Source organism: Sphingomonas caeni (genome assembly GCF_026013415.1).
In the GTDB taxonomy this organism is placed as follows: Bacteria; Pseudomonadota; Alphaproteobacteria; order Sphingomonadales; family Sphingomonadaceae; genus Sphingomonas; species Sphingomonas caeni.
In genome coordinates this window covers 178943-199074 of sequence record NZ_JAPDOK010000003.1, presented here as the reverse complement: position 1 = coordinate 199074, position 20132 = coordinate 178943, and the positions used below count along the sequence as shown (strand labels likewise).

Genomic DNA, 20132 nt, shown 5'->3' with positions numbered 1-20132 from the left:
ATGAATGGAAATGAAGCTGAAGAATTAGCTGCCCTGCATTTCTTGCCGGAATGTGAGCAGAATGAATTCGGCCGGGTGCGTCATTTGTAGCGTCACCGCAACGATCAGGTTCCCATCGATGACGTCTTGCCCGGTCATGGTTGCGGGCAGGCCGCATTGGACGGTGAAGGCATCGCTCGCCTTGTCCCCCATCAGCCCGCCCGACGCCCAGAGCTGGGTCAGGAAGTTCGAGATCAGCGCGGTCACCATGGTCCAGGTCTGACTGTCATTCGCCGCAAAGACGAATTGCCGGAGCGCCGCCTTGATCGACTGCTCGACATAGATGAGCGTCCGCCGCACCTGGATGTAGCGATAGTCATTGCTGTTACCGTCGAGGGTGCGCGCACCCCACACGACGTTGCCGCGATTGACCTGCGCGCGGATGATGTCGATCGCCATGCCGTTCGCCGGCACGTTGAACGCACCCTGCTGGGCGTCGTTGATCGCGCAGAGCGGCGACAACACGCTCGCGAGCGCGATATTGGCAGGGGCGTTCCAGACATTGTTGATCTCGTCGTTTTGGGCCCACACCCCTGCGATTGCGCCCGAAACCGGCTGGACGTTGATATCGGCCGCCACCAGCTGGAGCAGCTGGGCGTACAGCGGCAGCGCGTTGACGAGCGCGGTGTTGAGCGCTGCCGCGTCGCTGCCCGCGGGCCAGCCGCCGGCGTCGCCCGAATATTGCGGATTGTTCTGCTTCGGCAGCGTCGCGGGCAAGGGGAAGGCGGCGGCGATCATGGCCTGGACCGATGCAAGCTGCGCGGGCGACGGCTCGAAACGCTGATAGGCCTGGGTGGTGAGCAGATCGTTGATCAGGCGGTTGTCCGCCGAGGCGAGGCGGGTGAAATCGAGATCGCCAGCCTGCACCAGCGAGGCGTTGACCGCGGGCGCATAGACCGCACCATAGCTGGCATCGTTGGCCTGCGGGGCGAGCGCGGTCCAGAGCTGGGCCTGCGCCGCCTCGAGATCGTCGAGGGTCGTGGCGCTCAGGCAGCCCGGCAGATCGAGGATCGCCATCCGGTCCTGCAGCGAGCCAGCCTGGTCGAGCATCGCGGTGGCGACCGTCGCATAATCCACCGCGCCCAGCTGGCAGGCCTCCGGGATGACGGTCATGGTCGGCCCCTTCAGCGCGCCGGCCGCGGTCAGCGCGGCGGAGAGCGCGGCGGCAGTCACCGATCCGGGCTGCCACCCTTGCGGGTTCGGCGCGCCGACGGGGAGCTGGCCGGCCCAATAGCTGCCGGCGGACACGACAAAGCAATTGCCGCCGCCATTGGCGAAGAAGAGCTGCATCTGGCGATAGAGCAGGAACGGCTCGGCCTGGGCGGGGGCGATCAGATAGCCCGCCGACGCGACGGACCAGCCGCCCCCGGCATTCGGGCTGGTGGCATAGGCCGCGAAATCGGGCGTGACCCCGGGCGGCACCGGCGTCGGGACCGGATCGATGCGGTAGGGTTGCGGCGCGGGGCCGCCGAAATAGCGGGCATAGTCCGCCATCGAGGCGATCGCGACGGGCTGGTTGTACAGCGCCGCGCCGGTGGCGGGATCGCCGGCGAATTCGGTATAGCCGATGAAGATCGGCACCGCAGTCGCCACGCCGACGATCGCGGACGGAAAGGCGCTCAGCTCCTGAACGTAGACGCCGGGGGTTTCTTTCGGCGAACCGAACTCGGTCGTCATCATCAACTCCTTGAAACGGCGAGGAAGCGATTTGTAGCGAAGCCGGAACGACCTTATAGTCACCCGGGGGACAGGGGGAAATCAAATGACGGGTGTCGGGCAGATCGTCGACGGGATGACGCAGAGCGCCTATATCTTCCACACCGGCGCGGGCGAGAACGGCCTGTGGTACACGATCCTCGACAATCTCGGCTGGCAGCTCGACAGCCAGGCGCCGAATACGGGATCGAGCAACACTGTCGCCGCGGTCAATTATGCCGGCAACATGGTCGTGATCCATCAGGGGCAGAATAGCGAAAACCTGTGGTGGAACAGCTTCGACGGCAACAGCTGGGCGGGCGACCAGCAGGTGCCCAACACCGAGACCGGCAATGGCGCGGCCGCGACCGTGTACAACGGCCAGATCTACGCGTTTCATATGAGCAGCCAGGCCACCCCCGGCAAGGAGAGCATTGCCCCCGGCGTGTGGCAGATTTGGTGCAATATCTTCGACGGGTCGAACTGGCTGGGTGACAATCCGGTGCCGATGCAGGCCTCGGGCACGCCGTCAGCGGTCGTGTACGATGGCCTGCTCTACGTGTTCCACAACGATTCGAACCCGACCTATCTAACCGAGCAGCTCTGGTACAACAGCTTCGACGGCGCGAGCTGGGGCTCCGACACGGAGATTCCGGGCGTCGGCTCGTTCAGCCCGCCCTGCGCCGTGGTGTTCCAGAACCTGATCTATCTGTTCTACTCTTCGGGCGACAACTCCTATTATGCGACCTTCGACGGCACGACATGGTCCAATCCGGTCGAGATCCCGATCAGCATGAGCGTGCCGTGCGGCGCGGCGGAATGCGACGGGCTGATCTATCTCTTCTGGAACGCCAGCCAGCAGCTCTACTACGCCACCTTCGACGGCACCAATTGGCAGACCGAGGAACAGGTGCCGAGCGCCGAACTCGACGGCACGCCGTCGGTGGTGATCTTCCCCGCCTAGCGGGCTTTACAAATCCAACACGCTCCCTATATGCGCACCCACACCACAGCTCCGGGAAATGACGCGCCGTCGCGCAGCGCGTCGATCGAATTGGGGTTGCGGTTTCATAAGACGCCGAGAGCTGCCGAAGCCCGATGAGGGAATCGCGCGGCTTTTTCGCGTCTTTCGCTGCGTCCGGTATCGAACGACGAGGACAAGACCTACATGGCAACCAAGGCAATCGCAGGCGGCACCATCAAGCGCCGCATCCGCAAGGTGTTCGGCGACATCCACGAAGTGGTGCAGATGCCGAACCTGATCGAGGTTCAGCGCGAATCCTACGAGCAGTTCCTGCGCAGCGATCCTTCGATCGGTTATGTCTCGGGCCTGGAGAAGACGCTCCGCTCGGTCTTCCCGATCCGCGATTTCGCCGGCACCGCCGAACTCGACTTCGTCAATTACGAGCTCGAGAACCCCAAGTTCGACACCGACGAGTGCCGCCAGCGCGGCATCACCTATGCGGCGCCGATGCGCGTCACGCTGCGCCTGATCGTGTTCGAGGTGGACCCCGATACCGAGGCCCGCTCGGTGCTCGATATCAAGGAGCAGGACGTCTATATGGGCGACATGCCCCTGATGACGGGCAACGGCACCTTCATCATCAACGGCACCGAGCGCGTGATCGTCAGCCAGATGCACCGCTCGCCGGGCGTGTTGTTCGATCATGACCGCGGCAAGACCCACGCTTCGGGCAAGTATCTCTTCGCCGCGCGCGTGATCCCGTATCGCGGCTCGTGGCTGGACTTCGAGTTCGACGCCAAGGACATCGTCAACGTCCGTATCGACCGCAAGCGCAAGCTGCCGGTGACGACCCTGCTCTACGCGCTGGGTCTGAACAGCGAGGACATCCTCAACTATTTCTACAACCGCGTGACCTATGTCCGCGGGCCGGGCGGCTGGCAGATTCCGTTCGATCCGACCAACTGGCGCGGCGCCAAGCCGATGTTCGACATTGTCGATGCCAAGTCGGGCGAAGTGATCTTCCCCGCGGGCCACAAGATCAGCCCGCGCGCCGCGAACAAGGCGCAGAAGGACGGTCTCGAGACCCTGCTGATCCCGACCGAGGAAATCTTCGGCCGCTATTCCGCGTACGACCTGATCAACGAAGCCACCGGCGAGATTTACATCGAAGCCGGTGACGAAGTGTCGGCCGAGAATCTCGAAAAGCTCGACAAGGCGGGCATCGAGCGGCTCGAACTGCTCGACATCGATCACATCTCGACCGGCCCCTGGATCCGCAACACGCTCGCCGCCGACAAGGCCGAGGAGCGCGAGCAGGCGCTGAGCGACATCTATCGCGTCATGCGCCCCGGCGAGCCGCCGACGCTCGAGACCGCCGAGTCGCTGTTCGCGGGCCTGTTCTTCGATCCGGAGCGCTACGACCTGTCGGCCGTGGGCCGCGTCAAGCTCAACATGCGCCTCGAACTCGACGCGCCGGACACGATGACGACGCTGCGCACCGAGGATATCCTCGCGGTGGTCAAGACTTTGGTCGATCTGAAGGACGGCAAGGGCGAAGTCGACGATATCGACAATCTCGGCAACCGCCGCGTCCGTTCGGTGGGCGAGCTGCTCGAGAACCAGTACCGCGTCGGCCTGCTCCGCATGGAGCGCGCCGTGAAGGAGCGCATGTCGTCGGTCGACGTATCGACGGTGATGCCGAACGACCTGATCAACGCGAAGCCCGCGGTCGCCGCGGTGCGCGAGTTCTTCGGATCGTCGCAGCTTTCGCAATTCATGGACCAGACCAACCCGCTCTCCGAAGTGACGCACAAGCGCCGCGTCTCGGCGCTCGGGCCGGGCGGTCTCACCCGTGAGCGCGCCGGCTTCGAAGTCCGCGACGTTCACCCGACGCACTATGGCCGCATCTGCCCGATCGAGACGCCGGAAGGCCCGAACATCGGCCTGATCAACAGCCTCGCGACCTTCAGCCGCGTCAACAAGTACGGCTTCATCGAGACGCCGTACCGCAAGGTCGTCGATCACAAGGTCACCGACGAGGTCGTCTATCTCTCGGCGATGGAAGAGGCGAAGCACACGATCGCGCAGGCGAACGCCGAGCTGGGCCCCGACAAGGGCTTTGTCGAGGAACTGGTCTCGTCGCGTCAGGCGGGCGAATTCCTGATGGCGATCCCCGACAACATCACGCTGATGGACGTGTCGCCGAAGCAGCTCGTCTCGGTCGCGGCATCGCTGATTCCGTTCCTGGAAAACGATGACGCCAACCGCGCGCTGATGGGCTCGAACATGCAGCGTCAGGCCGTGCCGCTGGTGCGCGCCGAGGCGCCGTTCGTCGGCACCGGCATGGAAGAGACCGTGGCGCGCGATTCGGGCGCCGCGATCGGCGCCCGCCGCTCGGGCATCGTCGATCAGGTCGATGCGTCGCGCATCGTCATCCGCGCCACTGGCGATATCGATGCCGGTGAATCGGGCGTCGACATCTACACGCTGATGAAGTTCCAGCGTTCGAACCAGAACACCTGCATCAACCAGCGTCCGCTGGTGAAGGTGGGCGATATCGTCAATGCCGGCGACGTGCTGGCGGACGGTCCCTCGACCGAGTTCGGCGAGCTGGCGCTGGGCCGGAACAGCCTCGTCGCGTTCATGCCGTGGAACGGCTACAATTATGAGGACTCGATCCTCATCAGCGAACGCATCGTGAAGGACGACGTCTTCACCTCGATCCATATCGAGGAATTCGAAGTCATGGCCCGCGACACCAAGCTCGGGCCCGAGGACATCACCCGCGACATCCCCAACGTCGGCGAGGAAGCGCTGCGCAACCTCGACGAGGCGGGCATCGTCTATATCGGCGCCGAAGTGGAGCCGGGCGACATCCTGGTCGGCAAGATCACGCCGAAGGGCGAATCGCCGATGACGCCGGAAGAGAAGCTTCTCCGCGCGATCTTCGGCGAGAAGGCCTCGGACGTGCGCGATACGTCGCTCCGCCTGCCTCCGGGCGTGTCGGGCACCGTCGTCGAAGTGCGCGTGTTCAATCGCCACGGCATCGACAAGGACGAGCGTGCGATGGCGATCGAGCGCGAGGAGATCGAGCGCCTGAAGAAGGACTCGGACGACGAGCGCAACATCCTCAACCGCGCGACCTGGTCGCGCCTCAAGGAAATGCTCCTAGGCCAGACCGCCACCGCGACCCCCAAGGGCCTCAAGAAGGGCGCGAAGATCGATGTCGACCTGCTCGACTCGGTCGACCGCCACGAATGGTGGAAGTTCGGCGTTGCCGACGACAAGGTGCAGGGCGACCTCGAGGCCGTCCGCGCCCAGTATGAGGAAGCCGTCAAGCGGATCACGGACAAGTTCCATGACCGGCGCGAGAAGCTGGAGCGCGGCGACGAGCTGCCCCCCGGCGTGCTCAAGATGGTCAAGGTGTTTGTCGCGGTGAAGCGCAAGCTGCAGCCGGGCGACAAGATGGCCGGCCGCCACGGCAACAAGGGCGTCATCTCGCGGATCCTGCCGCAGGAGGACATGCCGTTCCTCGAGGACGGCACGCCCGTGGATATCGTGCTCAACCCGCTGGGCGTGCCTTCGCGCATGAACGTCGGACAGATTTTCGAGACCCATCTGGGCTGGGCCGCGCGCGGCCTGGGCCGGCAGATCACCGAGGCTCTGGAAGGCTGGCGCGAGGCCAATCCGGACCCCAAGCCGGGCCAGATGCCGGATGTCGTCAAGGAGCGGCTCAAGACCGTCTATGGCGCGCAGTATCACGCCGATATCGACGCGCGTTCGGGCGACCAGATCATCGAGCTTGCCGAGAACCTCAAGAACGGCGTGCCGATGGCCACCCCGGTGTTCGACGGCGCGCGCGAGGCGGACGTTTCGGCGATGCTCTCGCTCGCGGGTCTCGATACGTCGGGCCAGGTCGAGCTGTATGACGGGCGCACCGGCGACGCGTTCGACCGCAAGGTGACCGTGGGCTATATCTACATGCTCAAGCTGCACCACCTTGTGGACGACAAGATCCACGCGCGTTCGATCGGGCCCTACTCGCTCGTCACCCAGCAGCCGCTGGGCGGCAAGGCGCAGTTCGGCGGCCAGCGCTTCGGCGAGATGGAGGTGTGGGCGCTCCAGGCGTACGGCGCCGCCTACACGCTGCAGGAGATGCTGACGGTCAAGTCCGACGACGTGGTCGGCCGCACCAAGGTCTATGAGGCGATCGTCAAGGGCGACGACACCTTCGAGGCCGGCATCCCCGAGAGCTTCAACGTGCTCGTCAAGGAAATGCGCTCGCTCGGCCTCAACGTCGAACTCAAGCAGAATGAGCCTGAGTTCGATACCGATGGCGTGCAGATCGCGGCGGAGTGATCGGTCGGGGGCACTGTGACATCGCGGTGCTCCCCCACCCCTCCCGCCCCTGAGATTTTACCCTCCTGAGGGAAAAAGAAATGAACGAACTGACCAACTTCGCGAACCCGGTGGCCAAGCCGGAGACCTTCGACCAGATCCAGATCGGTATCGCTTCGCCGGACCGCATCCGCAGCTGGTCGTTCGGCGAGATCAAGAAGCCCGAGACGATCAACTACCGCACGTTCAAGCCCGAGCGTGACGGCCTGTTCTGCGCGCGCATCTTCGGTCCGATCAAGGATTACGAGTGCCTGTGCGGCAAGTACAAGCGCATGAAGTACAAGGGCATCGTCTGCGAGAAGTGCGGCGTCGAGGTTACCGTCTCGAAGGTCCGCCGCGAGCGGATGGGCCATATCGAGCTCGCCGCCCCGGTCGCGCATATCTGGTTCCTCAAGTCGCTGCCGTCGCGCATCGGCCTGCTGCTCGACATGCAGCTCAAGCAGCTCGAGCGCGTGCTGTACTTCGAGAGCTACATCGTCACCGAGCCGGGTCTGACCACGCTCGACAAGTATCAGCTCCTCACCGAAGACGAGCTGCTCGACGCGCAGGACCAGTTCGGCGAGGACGCCTTCTCGGCCGGGATCGGCGCCGAGGCCGTCAAGCAGATGCTGATGGACCTCGACCTCGAGGGCGAGCGCAAGGACCTGATGGACGAGCTCGCGGTCACCAAGTCCGAGCTCAAGCCCAAGAAGATCATCAAGCGGCTCAAGGTCGTCGAGAGCTTCATCGATTCGGGCAACCGCCCCGAATGGATGATCCTCGACGTGATCCCGGTCATTCCGCCCGAGCTGCGCCCGCTGGTGCCGCTCGACGGCGGCCGCTTCGCGACCTCGGATCTCAACGACCTGTATCGCCGCGTGATCAACCGCAATAATCGCCTGAAAAGGCTCATGGAGCTGCGCGCGCCGGACATCATCGTCCGCAACGAAAAGCGCATGCTGCAGGAAGCCGTCGACGCGCTGTTCGATAACGGCCGCCGCGGCCGCACGATCACGGGCGCCAACAAGCGTCCGCTCAAGTCGCTGTCGGACATGCTCAAGGGCAAGCAGGGCCGCTTCCGCCAGAACCTGCTCGGCAAGCGCGTCGACTATTCGGGCCGCTCGGTCATCGTGACCGGTCCGGAGCTCAAGCTGCACCAGTGCGGCCTGCCGAAGAAGATGGCGCTCGAGCTGTTCAAGCCCTTCATCTATGCCCGCCTCGACGCCAAGGGCCTGAGCATGACGCTCAAGCAGGCGAAGAAGTGGGTCGAGAAGGAGCGCAAGGAAGTCTGGGATATCCTCGACGAGGTGATCCGCGAGCACCCGGTTCTGCTCAACCGTGCGCCGACGCTCCACCGCCTGGGCATCCAGGCGTTCGAGCCGGTGCTGATCGAGGGCAAGGCGATCCAGCTCCACCCGCTCGTCTGCTCGGCGTTCAACGCCGACTTCGACGGCGACCAGATGGCCGTGCACGTTCCGCTGAGCCTCGAGGCTCAGCTGGAAGCGCGCGTCCTGATGATGTCGACCAACAACATCCTCTCGCCCGCCAACGGCAAGCCGATCATCGTGCCGTCGCAGGACATGGTGCTGGGTCTTTATTATCTGTCGATGATGAAGGAAGGCGAGCCCGGCGAGGGCATGATCATCGGTGAGATGTCCGAGGTCCATCAGGCGCTCAACGCCGGTGCGGTCACGCTCCACACCAAGATCATCAGCCGCGTTCCGCAGACCGACGAGGACGGCAACCAGTATCTCAAGCGCTACGAGACGACGCCGGGCCGCATGCTGCTCGGCGAGACGCTCCCGCAGTCGCACAAGGTGCCGTTCGAGACCGTCAACCGCCTCCTCACCAAGAAGGATGTGGGCGACGTGATCGACGAGGTCTATCGCCACACCGGCCAGAAGGAGACCGTGCTGTTCGCCGACGCGATCATGGCGCTCGGCTTCCGTCACGCGTTCAAGGCGGGCATCTCGTTCGGCAAGGACGACATGATCATCCCCGACGCCAAGGTGGGGATGGTCGATGAGACCCGCGCGCTCGTGAAGGATTATGAGCAGCAGTATCAGGACGGCCTGATCACGCAGCAGGAGAAGTACAACAAGGTGATCGACGCCTGGAGCCGCTGCGGCGACCAGGTGGCGACCGCGATGATGGACGAGATCAAGGCGGTGAAGAAGCTGCCGAACGGCCGCGAGGCCCCGATCAACTCGATCTACATGATGGCGCACTCCGGTGCCCGCGGTTCGCAGGCGCAGATCAAGCAGCTTGCGGGCATGCGCGGCCTGATGGCCAAGCCGTCGGGCGAGATCATCGAAACGCCGATCATCTCGAACTTCAAGGAAGGCCTGACCGTCCTTGAGTATTTCAACTCGACCCACGGCGCCCGCAAGGGTCTCGCGGATACCGCGTTGAAGACCGCCAACTCGGGCTACCTGACCCGCCGCCTGGTCGATGTGTCGCAGGACTGCGTCATCATGGAGCAGGATTGCGGCACCGAGCGTGCGCTGGAAATGCGCGCCATCGTGCAGGGCGGCTCGACCATCGCGTCGCTCGGCGAGCGCATCCTGGGCCGCACCACGGCCGAGGACGTGGTCGACGCCAAGACCAACGAGGTGGTCATCCCCTCGGGCACTTTGCTCGACGAGGCGATGATCGCGCAGATCGAGGCGCTGGGCATCCAGGGCATGAAGATCCGCAGCCCACTGGTCTGCGAAGCCAAGATCGGTGTCTGCGGCAAATGCTATGGGCGCGATCTCGCCCGCGGTACCCCGGTGAACATCGGCGAGGCCGTCGGCGTCATCGCGGCGCAGTCGATCGGCGAGCCGGGCACCCAGCTCACCATGCGTACCTTCCACATCGGCGGCGCGGCGCAGCTCAACGAAACCTCGAACCTCGAGGCGACGTCGGACGGGCAGATCGAATATCGCGATCTGCGCATCATCAAGGATCAGCGCGGCCGCCGCGTCGTGCTGAGCCGTTCGGGCGAGCTGGCGATCGTCGACATGGATGGGCGCGAGCTGGCGGTGCACCGCATTCCTTACGGTGCGCACGTGCTGTTCGACGATGGCCATATCGTCAGTGCGGGCGACCGGATGGCGGAATGGGATCCGTTCACCATGCCGGTGATCACGGAAAACCCGGGCGTCGTGAAGTATCAGGACCTGATCGACGGCAAGACGATGACCGAGCAGGCCGACGAAGCGACGGGCATCACCCAGCGCGTCGTGACCGAGAATCGCGGCATCTCCGCCAAGAAGGAGGATCTGCGTCCCCGCCTCACCCTGCTCGACGAGGGCTCGGGCGAGGCCGGCCGCTACATGCTCGCGGCGGGCGCGGTGCTTTCGGTCGAGGACGGTGCGCAGGTGCAGGCGGGCGACGTGCTCGCTCGCGTCAGCCGCGAGTCTGCCAAGACCCGCGACATCACCGGCGGCCTGCCGCGCGTCGCCGAGCTGTTCGAAGCGCGCAAGCCCAAGGAGAATGCGATCATCGCCAAGGTCTCGGGCCGTGTCGTGTTCGGCAAGGACTATAAGGCCAAGCGCAAGATCGGCATCCAGCCCGAGGATGGCGGCGAGGTCGTCGAGTATCTGGTGCCCAAGTCGAAGGTGATCGACGTCCAGGAAGGCGATTACGTCAAGCGCGGCGACAATCTGATCGGCGGCTCGCCCGATCCGCACGATATCCTCGAGGTGCTCGGCATCGAGCCGCTCGCGGAATATCTCGTGTCGGAGATCCAGGAGGTCTATCGCCTCCAGGGCGTGAAGATCAACGACAAGCACATCGAGGTGATCGTTCGCCAGATGCTGCAGAAGGTCGAGATCATCGAGAGCGGCGACACCACCCTCCTCGTGGGCGAGCAGCTCGACCGCGACGAGATGGACGAGCAGAACGCCAAGCTCGCTCCGGGCCAGGCCCCGGCGCAGGGCAAGCCGATCCTGCTGGGCATCACCAAGGCGTCGCTGCAGACCCGCAGCTTCATCTCGGCGGCGTCGTTCCAGGAGACCACCCGCGTCCTCACCGAGGCGGCGGTCCAGGGCAAGCAGGACCAGCTCAACGGCCTCAAGGAGAATGTCATCGTCGGCCGCCTGATCCCGGCGGGCACCGGCGCGGGCATGAACCGTCTCCGCGTGGCGGCAACCTCGCGCGACGCCGCGCTCCGGGTGCAGCAGCGGGCGCTCGCGGCCTCGCTGATCGCACCGGACTCGGCCGCCGAAGAGCATGCCGCCGAACTGGCCCGCTCGAACCGCGACGCCGCCGGCACCGGCGACGACGCGCTGGCGAGCGTGGTCCCGAGCGGGCATGGGACCGATGCCGATGCGGGGGAGTATCTGAACGAAGGCGAGTGATCGCCGGGTTCAGGCTTCCGGGCTGAAGAATGAAAGACCGCCGTCCGGGATGCCGGGCGGCGGTTTTTCTTTGCTCAGATCAACGGTGGGCGCTGCCGATGGCGTACGACAAATCATAAAGCAGGAAGAATGATCCTATCCATGCAGCGAAGAGGCATGCGGGCAGGAAAAGGTGGAAGCTCGCACCCCACCAATCGCGCCCCTTGTTGCCGCCGCCGATCAAGCCCGGAAAAACCTTCCTGGGATCGAGCTTATCGCTTTGAGCATCCCAGCGTCTATTCAATGCCTTGATGGCCTTGTGTGCGGCCCAAATCGAAAGCGATGCCGACAGCGATGACGCGATCCCAACGAGGGATATCGCGGCTAGCAGGACGCATGCCGAAGCTCGAATTCCCGGAACCATCGCCGCCGCTTCCCTCGCAAAGGTTGATGTGAAGGAAGCGAAGATGATGCCGTAGGTGGCGATCAGGAATGAATGCAGTTGAATGAACCATCCAACCCGGTTGTTGATCAGATTGTCCTCGTGCTTGATGTAATCTCGGTAGACACAGTAGATGTCATGGCCCGAAGGCACGGTCTCTCGTCTGCGCGAAGCTATCTTCATCTGGACTCCCCCTTCCAGATCAATCCCCATCCAAATAAAGCATGCGGCGGGATTTGCGGCAAGCCGGCCAGAAGCCAAAACCGCCACCCGGGGGTTGGGGCCCCGGGCGGCGGCCTCGGGCGCTGCGGTGCCGGCCCCGAGGTGGGAGCGTCTTGCCGGCGGCCGCTGGGCGCGGGGGGGCCGCGCCCTACCGAGTGGGCTTCGGGATTAGTTACGGGGGCGGAGCGGCCGTGGATGCGGCCCCGCTTCAATTCCGGGATTTTCAGATCGTCGAGATTTTGCCCGCGGCGATCGGGGCGCTGCTCGGCGCCTTGTGCGGGGCGCCGTCGCGCGGCTCCATGGTGATGGCGAGCGTCGCGCCGTCCTGGATCATCTCGCGCTGCGCCATCGGCACCTTCATGCGGCTGAGCCCGCCGCGCGCAACCATGCCGAGCGAGCGCGGCACGCCGTCGGCGGGGATCACCCAGAGCTCGGGCTCGAGATTGCCTGCCGGGACCTTCATCGCGCGGATGCGCAGCTCGCCCTCGGCGGGATCGTAATTGGCGGCGAGCATGATGCCCTGCTCGGGGCCCTCGCCTCCCTCGAGCTGGGTGACCATCAGCTGATCGGGCATGCGCGCGACCTGCACCGGCGCGGGCGGCGGGCGCAGCACCAATATGCCGGCCAGCGACGCCGCGATCGCGCCCGATCCGATCGCCGCGATCCGCCAGCGCCGGAGCGCGCGCACCGCATCGCCGCGCAGCGCCCCCAGCCGCCGCTCGACCGCGGGCCAGACATTGGGAGGCGCGGCCTCGGCGAACTCTTCGTAGAGCGGATCGAAGCGCCGCTCCCACGCCGTTACCGCCACAGCGAAATCGGGCTCGGCGAGGCGGAGGCGCAGCGCCGCGGCGCGGTCCGCGCCCTCGAGCACCCCCAGCGCCAGCTCGGCGGCGAGCAGGTCGCGTTCCTGCTCGGGGGTGAAGGCCTCATCCATCGCCCAGGCATCCCCTGAGCTGCGATAGCCCGCGCCGGATCCAGCCCTTCATCGTGCCGAGGGGCACGGCCATGCGGGTTGCCAGCTCGGCATAGGTCAGCCCGTCGAAAAATGCCGAGCGGATCGCGCCGCGCTGCTTGGCCTCCAGCGCCTCGAGACAGGCATGGATGCGCGCGCGCTCCTGCCCTTCCTCGATCAGTTCGAAGGCGAGCGCGCCATCGTCGGCGATGTCGGCGGCGGCTTCCTGGGGCAGCATCGCCGGGCCGCCCGAGGCACGGCGCCAGTCGATCGCGGTGTTGCGGGCGATCGCGCACAGCCAGGTCACGGGGCTCGCGCGCGCGGCATCGAAGCGCCCCGCACGGTTCCAGACCTTCAGATACACGTCCTGCAAGATATCCTCTGCGGCTTCCCTGTCCTGGGAGATACGCAGGATGACGCCGAAAAGTTTGGCGGTGGTGAGATCATGGACTTCGCGCAGCGCACCCCGGTCGCCATCCGCGACCCGCGCCAGCGCGGCGGTGAGCCGCGTGCGCGCGGCGTCGGAAGCCCCTTTACCCATCGCCCCCGTAACTAACGCCTCGCGGCCGTCCGCGCCAGCGCCAAGCCCCTATCGGCCGATGATGCCGAGCATCGCCAGCAGTCCGGCGAACACGCCAAAGGCGAGCCGGATCACGATGAGCGCGGCGATCGCCATGCCGATATTGCGCAGCAGCTTCGATTCCTGCTTCGGATTTTCCGGGTGCGCGGGATTCGCGGTATTGTTCGCCCATAAGGCGACACGCCCGGGGTTCAGTTCGCCTTCCATCTCCGGCCAGACATGGCGGATGACCGCCTGGATCTCATGGACATGCCGGGGGCTGCAGCGCCCGCGGCCCACGCCCGGCCCGGCGTCGCTCGTCAGCTCGACCCAGGCGGCATGATGGGGATGGCCAGGCCGCCGTACGCGCTGGAGGAACTGGATCCCCCGGTATCGCCACAGGATATCGGCGATTAGCCCCTCTTCGTCGGGCACCTGCCCGGGCCCGGTCCAGTCGAAATGGTCGACCGCGAAGGGCACGAGCCCGACCGCCCAGGCCCGCCAGTGGAGGATCAGTCCGCGCACCACCCGATCGGCCGCGCGCCGCTCTTCCTCGCCCTCGCCCGACCAGTCGGCGATCGCGGCCCAGGCGCCGCGCAGCGCGAGCTTTTCCTCCGCACTCAGCCAGCGCCGATCCTCGCGCAGCGCGGCTTCGAACAGCGCGTTCAGCTGGCCGATCGCGGGTGGCAGCGCCGCCTGTCCGGGGTCGAACGGTCCCGCGGGCCCGGTGGGCGGGGCCTCGAGCCAATTGTCGATATCGTCCGCGCCCCGTGCCGAGGCGAGCGCATCCTCATAGGCGGCGCGCAATGTCAGAAGTCCGGCGGCGCCCGCGCCGGCGTCCGCGGTCTTCAGCTTGCGCGCGCAGGCGATCCGGATCACCGCGGCATCGCGGGTCCATTTGATCCCCAGCCTCTCCCAGGCTTCGCGCTCAACCATGCCGATTCCCCCTGCGCGCGATTGACCATGGCGGCGGAGAGGCCGTCAATGCCGGCGCGCGAGCGCGAGCGCCCCTTCCCCCGCCAGCGCCGCGAGCATCGTCAGCCCGGTGAGCGGGAAGAGCATGCCGAGCGCGGCCATCGCGGCGGCGACCGCGAGGCTCCGGCGCCGGTCGAGCGCGGGCGGCGGGGCGCGGAGGCGGCCGCCCCGGCGGCGTTTCCACCAGGCGGCGAGGCCGGTGCCCGCGAGCAGCCAGACGGCGATGCAGCCGGTAAGCATCGCCAGGCGGTTGGGCTCGCCATATTGCTGGCCCTGATGGGTGGCGATCCCCCATTCGATCGCCTGCGCGCCGCCGCCGAAATCGCCATAGCGCGCGTCCTGGAGCACGCTGCCGGTGGCGGCGTCGATATAGACGGCGTGGGCGTCCTCGGCGCGGACGATCGCGGCGGAGACGAGCCAGGGCGCGCCGGGGCGGGCGGGGAGTGTCATCGTCCAGGGTGCGGCGAGGCCCGACCATAAGGCGCGCTCGGCGACGAGATCGGGGGTGACCCGCCCTGCCCCGCTCGTCGGCGCGCGCGCGCGTTGCATCGACCAGGGGAGGCTTTCGGCGCCCTCGTGATGGCCCTCATGGCCTTCGTGGCGTTGGGCGAGTGCGCCGGGCGCGGGGCGTTCGGGGCGGCCCCAGCCATGGGCGTTGACCCAGCCATCGAGCCATTCGCCCGCGACCCCGCTCCATGGCATGCCGGTGACTGCGAGGAACAGGATCACCGCCGCCGCGGCCACGCCGATCGAGGCGTGCAGGTCGCGCCAGAAGACGCGGCCGCCGGGCTTGCCGCGCGCCCCGATCGCGGGCGAGCCGCCGCGCGGCCACCACAGGATCAGGCCGGTGACGACCAGCACCACCGCCCAGCCCGCGACGATCTCGATCAGCGCATTGCCGATGGGGCCGGTGATGGCGAGGCTGTGGAGGTCGCGCACCGTCGCCATCATCCCGCCCGCGTTCGCCGTGCCGAGCACGGTGCCGCGATAGGGATCGACGAAGGCGGTGCGCTTTGCCTCGCCGGCCTTAAACGTCATCCGCCAGCTCTCGGCGGGCGAGGCCGGGCGCGAAACCTGGGTCACCGTCCCGCCCGTCGCCCGCTCGACCGAGGCGATCAGCTCGGCGATCGGCTGCGCCTGCCCCGTGGGCTGCACCGCGTTCCAGTCGCGGTAGAGCCAGGTCTCGATCTCGGGCTTGTAGAGGTAGAGCGCGCCGGTCGCGGCGAGCCAGAGCATGACGGGCAGGACGATCACCCCGGCATAGAAATGCCAGCGCCAGATCGCGCGGTAGAAGCCCCCGGCGGGGCGGATGGTCGATGTCATCTGAAACAGCCTCGTTGCGCGCATGTCGGCGCGCAGGGTCACGGGTCCGGCAGCGCCGGAGACGGGCGGGGTTCAGACGGTGGCGGGCGGTCCGGTCGCGGGCGGGGGCGGTGCGGCGAGACCCTGGCCGATCGATGCGAGCGCACGGGTCGTTGCGGGGGCCGCGTCGGCGGGGAGAAGGGGCGCGATAGCGGGCGGCAGGCCGCCCCCGAGCATCGGCGCGCCGAGCCCGGCAAAGGCGCAATGCTGGTCGCCGCCCTGCGCGGGGGCCTGTTTGTGGACCTTGCCCTCGGTATCGACCCAGGCGGCCTCCATCGCCGATCCGGTGCAGATGGTGACCGTGAAGCCGCCTTTCCCGGACGGCATCCAGCCGGCGGGCACCAGCAGGCGCAACGCGAGCACCAGCCCGAGCAAGGCGAGCGCGACGCGCGTGCGGAGGGTGGCGGCCCCGGTCATGCCGGGCGCTTTAGCGGGGTTGAGGGGGGATGCCAGTCTGCATGCAATATTCCTCCCTCGCAGGGCACCTGCGGGGGAGGTGGCAGCGAAGCTGACGGAGGGGGCTCACACCCATCGTCGCGCACGCGGTTGGTGGTGATCCCCCTCCGTCAGCGCTTCGCGCTGCCACCTCCCCCGCTGTCTGCGCAGCGGGGGAGGAATAGGAGAACCCTTACAGGTCCCGCCGCTCCAGATGCGCCAGCAGCGCGGCCATGCGGTTCGCGGCCTGCTGGATCTCCTCGCGGTTGGGCAGGTGCTCGCGGGCACGCGGCGGGGATTGCTGGACCTCGACCAGGTTGACCGCCTCGTTCGGATCGGCGCGCAGGTCGTACATCTCCCATTCCTGCGCGGCCTTGCCCGAGGGATCGAAATAGCGCGCGAGCTTGTACTCGTTGGTGCGCACGCAACGGACATTGTTGGGCTGCTTCACCGAGCCGGGCTCGAGCAGCACCTTGCCGCGCGCATTCACCGCATCGACGACGTTCAGATAGACCGCATATTCCTCATAGCTGTGCTTCTCCTGCGCGGTGCGCGACGGGGGCAAGGGCGCGGTGATCTCGTCGTCGGTGATGAACAGCACGCCTTCGCGCACCTGCCCGTCGGGCTCGACGATCGGCACCTCGACGCGCGATTCCGGCGGGGCCATCGCATTCTTGATCGCGGGCGACAGATCGACCCCCGGCAGCGGCGGCACCGGGCGGCTGAGCGCGAGGTTGCGGCTGATCTTGGCGCGCTCCTCGGGGGTCACCCCGGCAAGGCCCAGCACCGTCGGCAGGATGTCGATATGGCTGGTCAGGGCATCGAGCTGCGCGGGATCCGGCGCGACATAGCCGGCGCTGGCGGTCTGCGGCCCGGGGCTCGGGAACTGGACCACCACCGGCACGTGCAGCGCCTCGGCATAGGCGGTGTGCCATTTCTCGATCATCATCCCGTGCGCGGCGCCATATTCGCCGTGATCCGCCAGGAAGATCACGATCGTGTTCTCCGCCTGCCCGGACTCGTGGAGCGCGGTGAGCACCGCATCGATATGCGCGTCGACCACCGCATGGAGCCAGGCATAGAATTGCAGGAAGGCGACCGAATTGCCCTCGGGGTCGTCGCTCAACTGGAAGGGCACGCAGCTGCGCAGCGACCCGGCGACCGCGGCCGCCATCCGCCGCTGGGCGATCGTCCTGGGATCGCCGCTGGGATCGAAGCCCTCGGCTTCGGCGCCGGTGATCACCGTGTTGACGAGGTTGAACCCGCCCTTGGACGCGAGCGCCAGACCGACCTTGTACGCCGCCTCGTGCTGGCAGCTGGGCTTGGTCGAGAGGTCCTCATTCTGCGTCGGCGAGGCCTTGGCGCAATCCTGGGGGAAGCCGAGCGGATTGAGCGGGATCTGGATCGTGCCCGCGGTGGGCGGCGGGGTGTGGTCGCCGGTGAGCGGGATGGTGAGCGGGCCGAAGATCGACTGGGTCTTGCCGCTGCCGTCGGGCTTGGGGACCGCCTGGGCGATTACGCCCGGATAGGTGGCGATATCGTGCGGATTGGTGAAGGACGCCACCGCGAACCAGGGCGGGATCTCATCGACCTCGGGGCCGGTGGTCGCCGGGTCCTGCATCGCCATCGAGGCGTAGACGCGGTTGTAATTGTTCGCGAGGCCCTGGCGCCGCAGGAACGCGCAGGCGCTGTCGGTGAAGCCGCAATCGCGATAGACGCCCAGATTGTTGGCCTGCGCGCCGTGCGGCTCGGGATAGCTGCTCTCCCAATCGTCGAAGCCATAGCGCTTCAGGCTGTGCTCGGGCGGGTTCGAGACGTGCCATTTGCCGAAATAATGGGTGGTGTAGCCGGCCTCGCGCATCCACGTCCCCAGCGTGGGGATGCCGTCGGCGTCGAGCCAGGGGAAGTTCGCGGAATCGCCGTTCTTGAACAACCCGTCGGTCTGGGTGACGCCGGTCTTGGTGCCGTATTGGCCGGTGTAGATGACGGTGCGGCTGGGGGTGCAGGCCGACGCCGCGATGGTGTGGTTGCGCAGTACGACCGAATTCTGGCGCAGCTTCAGCAGGCCGGGGAAGAACTGCCAATAGGGATTGTCCTCCATCACCTTGCCCTGGAAGCCGAGGATCTGCTTGAGGCCCTCGTCGAAGCCGCCCTCCGCGCCATAGGAGAAACGCGGAAACCGGTATTGATCGCAAGTAATCAGCAGGATGTTCGGCCGCTTCGCCGTATCGTCCGAGCTCTTCCCCATGTTTCGACCCTCCGCCAAAGTCCGGGCGCGCAACAACACCCGGCGAATGCCGCAACGGGATTGTCACGGTGCATTCGCTGATCTGTCTTTTGCTTTTCAGCTTATTGTCGGGCGACTCCGATTGCCTTCACGATGCTCCCGGCAGCAGGTAAAGGCAAGCCGGTACCGAGGCGAAACGATCCCAAGCGATCCCCTCTGGCGCGCGCCCTCCGCCATGCCTATTTGCGGCGCATGGCTACCGAACTCTATGACATCACCGTCCCCGTCTTCATCCGCGGCTTCGCGGCGATGGCGACGTTCCTCGACAAGGGCTGCGCCTATGCGGACGAGCACAACCTGCCGCACGAGGCGCTGCTGAACGCCCGGCTGTTCGAGGATATGGCGCCGCTGACCGCGCAGGTGCAGCGCGCGAGCGACGCGGCGAAGTTCACCGCGGCGCGGCTCGGCCAGATCGAGGGGCCGGCGATGCCCGATACCGAGGCGAGCTTCGACGAACTGCAGGCGCGGATCGCGGCGACGATCGCCTTTCTGGAGTCGGTCGACCCGAAGGCGGTCAACGGGCGCGAGGATGCCGACATCACCATCACCACGCCCAACAAGAGCTTCCATATGAAGGGGCGGCAATATGCGCTGAACTTCGCCCTGCCGAACTTCTATTTCCACGCGACCACCGCCTATGCGATCCTGCGCGCCAAGGGCGTACCGTTGGGCAAGATGGATTTCCTCGGCGGGATTTGACGGCGCGGATCGCGGTGACATCGCCAGCGCGAACGTGCCCGGCTGGAGCGGCCTGATGGACACGCAGACCATCATCCTGATCGCGGCGCTGATGGGCCTGGCCGCGGCGCTCTACACCTCGGTCGGCCACGCCGGAGCGTCGGGCTATCTCGCGATCATGGCGCTGTTTTCGGTGGCGCCCGCGACGATGCGGCCCACGGCGCTGGTGCTGAACATCATCGTCGCGACCCTCACAACCTTCCGGTTCGCCCGCGCCGATCAGATCAACTGGCGACTCCTCGCGCTTTTCGTCCTCGGAGCAATTCCCGCCGCTTTCGTCGCAGGCGGAATCACGCTGCCGTCGAATTTCTACCGCCCGTTGGTTGGCGTGATCCTGTGGGCCGCCGCGGCACGGCTGCTATGGCCCCGTCCGCTCGCTTCGCTCGACGCGCCAAAGCCCCCACCCGCATGGGTCGCTGTCCTGACAGGAGCGGGAATCGGTGCGCTCTCGGGCCTGACCGGCACCGGCGGGGGCATTTTTCTCAGCCCGCTGATCCTGTTGTTCGGATGGGAGCAGGTGCGCAAGACCTCGGGAATCTCCGCGGGGTTCATCCTGTGCGTGTCGATTTCGGGGCTGGTGGGCAATCTGAGCAGCGTCGGCAGCCTGCCGCCGGAGCTTCCCTGGTTCATCGCGGCGGTGGTTGCGGGGGCGTTGACAGGCACGCAACTGGGTCTGAAGCGCCTGCCCACCGGCCGGCTCGTGCAGGCGCTTGGCCTGGTCCTCATCCTTGCGGGTGCAAAACTGGTGCTGACGTGACGCGCT

Annotated in this window: 13 protein-coding genes; 5 read left to right on the top strand and 8 right to left on the bottom strand. The window is 66.5% G+C overall.

Features of this window, described 5'->3' with window-relative positions; genetic code table 11:
* Positions 1 to 24: 24 nt before the first annotated feature.
* Complete coding sequence (locus tag OF829_RS09570) at positions 25 to 1716, bottom strand: phage tail sheath C-terminal domain-containing protein (RefSeq protein ID WP_264939785.1); 1692 nt, start codon at positions 1714 to 1716, stop codon at positions 25 to 27.
* Between the two features lie 85 nt (positions 1717 to 1801).
* Between OF829_RS09570 and OF829_RS09565 the strand changes: the two genes are divergently transcribed.
* From OF829_RS09565 to rpoC, 3 genes are all read left to right on the top strand, one after another.
* Complete coding sequence (locus OF829_RS09565) at positions 1802 to 2698, top strand: hypothetical protein (RefSeq protein WP_264939784.1); 897 nt, start codon at positions 1802 to 1804, stop codon at positions 2696 to 2698.
* 204 nt (positions 2699 to 2902) lie between these two features.
* On the top strand, positions 2903 to 7057 hold the full coding sequence (gene rpoB, locus OF829_RS09560) for a DNA-directed RNA polymerase subunit beta (RefSeq protein ID WP_264939783.1): 4155 nt from the start codon (positions 2903 to 2905) through the stop codon (positions 7055 to 7057).
* A gap of 80 nt (positions 7058 to 7137) precedes the next feature.
* Positions 7138 to 11418, top strand: a complete 4281-nt coding sequence (gene rpoC / locus OF829_RS09555) for a DNA-directed RNA polymerase subunit beta' (protein WP_264939782.1) — start codon at positions 7138 to 7140, stop codon at positions 11416 to 11418.
* A 79-nt stretch (positions 11419 to 11497) separates the two neighbouring features.
* Here rpoC and OF829_RS09550 read toward each other — a convergent pair whose 3' ends face one another.
* From OF829_RS09550 to OF829_RS09520, 7 genes are all read right to left on the bottom strand, one after another.
* Complete coding sequence (locus tag OF829_RS09550) at positions 11498 to 12022, bottom strand: hypothetical protein (protein ID WP_264939781.1); 525 nt, start codon at positions 12020 to 12022, stop codon at positions 11498 to 11500.
* Positions 12023 to 12284: 262 nt separating this feature from the next.
* Positions 12285 to 12995: an anti-sigma factor gene (locus tag OF829_RS09545; protein WP_264939780.1), complete on the bottom strand. Its 711-nt coding sequence runs from the start codon at positions 12993 to 12995 to the stop codon at positions 12285 to 12287.
* Positions 12988 to 13554 (bottom strand): sigma-70 family RNA polymerase sigma factor, encoded by a 567-nt coding sequence (locus OF829_RS09540; RefSeq protein WP_264939779.1) that lies wholly within the window; start codon positions 13552 to 13554, stop codon positions 12988 to 12990. Before OF829_RS09540 ends, OF829_RS09545 begins: the two co-directional genes overlap by 8 nt.
* Positions 13555 to 13602: 48 nt before the next feature.
* Positions 13603 to 14508 carry a hypothetical protein gene (locus tag OF829_RS09535; protein ID WP_264939778.1) on the bottom strand — a complete coding sequence of 302 codons (906 nt, stop codon included), beginning with the start codon at positions 14506 to 14508 and terminating at the stop codon, positions 13603 to 13605.
* Between the two features lie 45 nt (positions 14509 to 14553).
* Positions 14554 to 15870: a PepSY-associated TM helix domain-containing protein gene (locus OF829_RS09530; protein WP_264939777.1), complete on the bottom strand. Its 1317-nt coding sequence runs from the start codon at positions 15868 to 15870 to the stop codon at positions 14554 to 14556.
* A 72-nt stretch (positions 15871 to 15942) separates the two neighbouring features.
* Positions 15943 to 16326, bottom strand: coding sequence for a hypothetical protein (locus tag OF829_RS09525; protein ID WP_264939776.1), 384 nt, complete (start codon positions 16324 to 16326; stop codon positions 15943 to 15945).
* A 211-nt stretch (positions 16327 to 16537) separates the two neighbouring features.
* A complete protein-coding gene (locus tag OF829_RS09520) occupies positions 16538 to 18592 on the bottom strand; it encodes a sulfatase-like hydrolase/transferase (protein WP_264939775.1) in 2055 nt (684 codons plus the stop codon).
* Between the two features lie 231 nt (positions 18593 to 18823).
* Here OF829_RS09520 and OF829_RS09515 point away from each other — a divergent pair, with 231 nt between their 5' ends.
* Positions 18824 to 19330: a DUF1993 domain-containing protein gene (locus OF829_RS09515; protein ID WP_264939774.1), complete on the top strand. Its 507-nt coding sequence runs from the start codon at positions 18824 to 18826 to the stop codon at positions 19328 to 19330.
* A 34-nt stretch (positions 19331 to 19364) separates the two neighbouring features.
* The gene (locus tag OF829_RS09510; protein WP_264939773.1) at positions 19365 to 20126 is read left to right on the top strand and encodes a sulfite exporter TauE/SafE family protein; all 762 of its coding nucleotides are present in this window, start codon (positions 19365 to 19367) and stop codon (positions 20124 to 20126) included.
* The last annotated feature ends 6 nt before the right edge of the window (positions 20127 to 20132 follow it).

What these genes read in the sequence shown, in the direction of transcription:
- OF829_RS09570 (WP_264939785.1), bottom strand. Translation starts at nt 1,716, where the DNA reads ATGACGACCGAGTTCGGTTCGCCGAAAGAAACCCCCGGCGTCTACGTT.
- OF829_RS09565 (WP_264939784.1), top strand. Translation starts at nt 1,802, where the DNA reads ATGACGGGTGTCGGGCAGATCGTCGACGGGATGACGCAGAGCGCCTAT.
- rpoB (WP_264939783.1), top strand. Translation starts at nt 2,903, where the DNA reads ATGGCAACCAAGGCAATCGCAGGCGGCACCATCAAGCGCCGCATCCGC.
- rpoC (WP_264939782.1), top strand. Translation starts at nt 7,138, where the DNA reads ATGAACGAACTGACCAACTTCGCGAACCCGGTGGCCAAGCCGGAGACC.
- OF829_RS09550 (WP_264939781.1), bottom strand. Translation starts at nt 12,022, where the DNA reads ATGAAGATAGCTTCGCGCAGACGAGAGACCGTGCCTTCGGGCCATGAC.
- OF829_RS09545 (WP_264939780.1), bottom strand. Translation starts at nt 12,995, where the DNA reads ATGGATGAGGCCTTCACCCCCGAGCAGGAACGCGACCTGCTCGCCGCC.
- OF829_RS09540 (WP_264939779.1), bottom strand. Translation starts at nt 13,554, where the DNA reads ATGGGTAAAGGGGCTTCCGACGCCGCGCGCACGCGGCTCACCGCCGCG.
- OF829_RS09535 (WP_264939778.1), bottom strand. Translation starts at nt 14,508, where the DNA reads ATGGTTGAGCGCGAAGCCTGGGAGAGGCTGGGGATCAAATGGACCCGC.
- OF829_RS09530 (WP_264939777.1), bottom strand. Translation starts at nt 15,870, where the DNA reads ATGACATCGACCATCCGCCCCGCCGGGGGCTTCTACCGCGCGATCTGG.
- OF829_RS09525 (WP_264939776.1), bottom strand. Translation starts at nt 16,326, where the DNA reads ATGACCGGGGCCGCCACCCTCCGCACGCGCGTCGCGCTCGCCTTGCTC.
- OF829_RS09520 (WP_264939775.1), bottom strand. Translation starts at nt 18,592, where the DNA reads ATGGGGAAGAGCTCGGACGATACGGCGAAGCGGCCGAACATCCTGCTG.
- OF829_RS09515 (WP_264939774.1), top strand. Translation starts at nt 18,824, where the DNA reads ATGGCTACCGAACTCTATGACATCACCGTCCCCGTCTTCATCCGCGGC.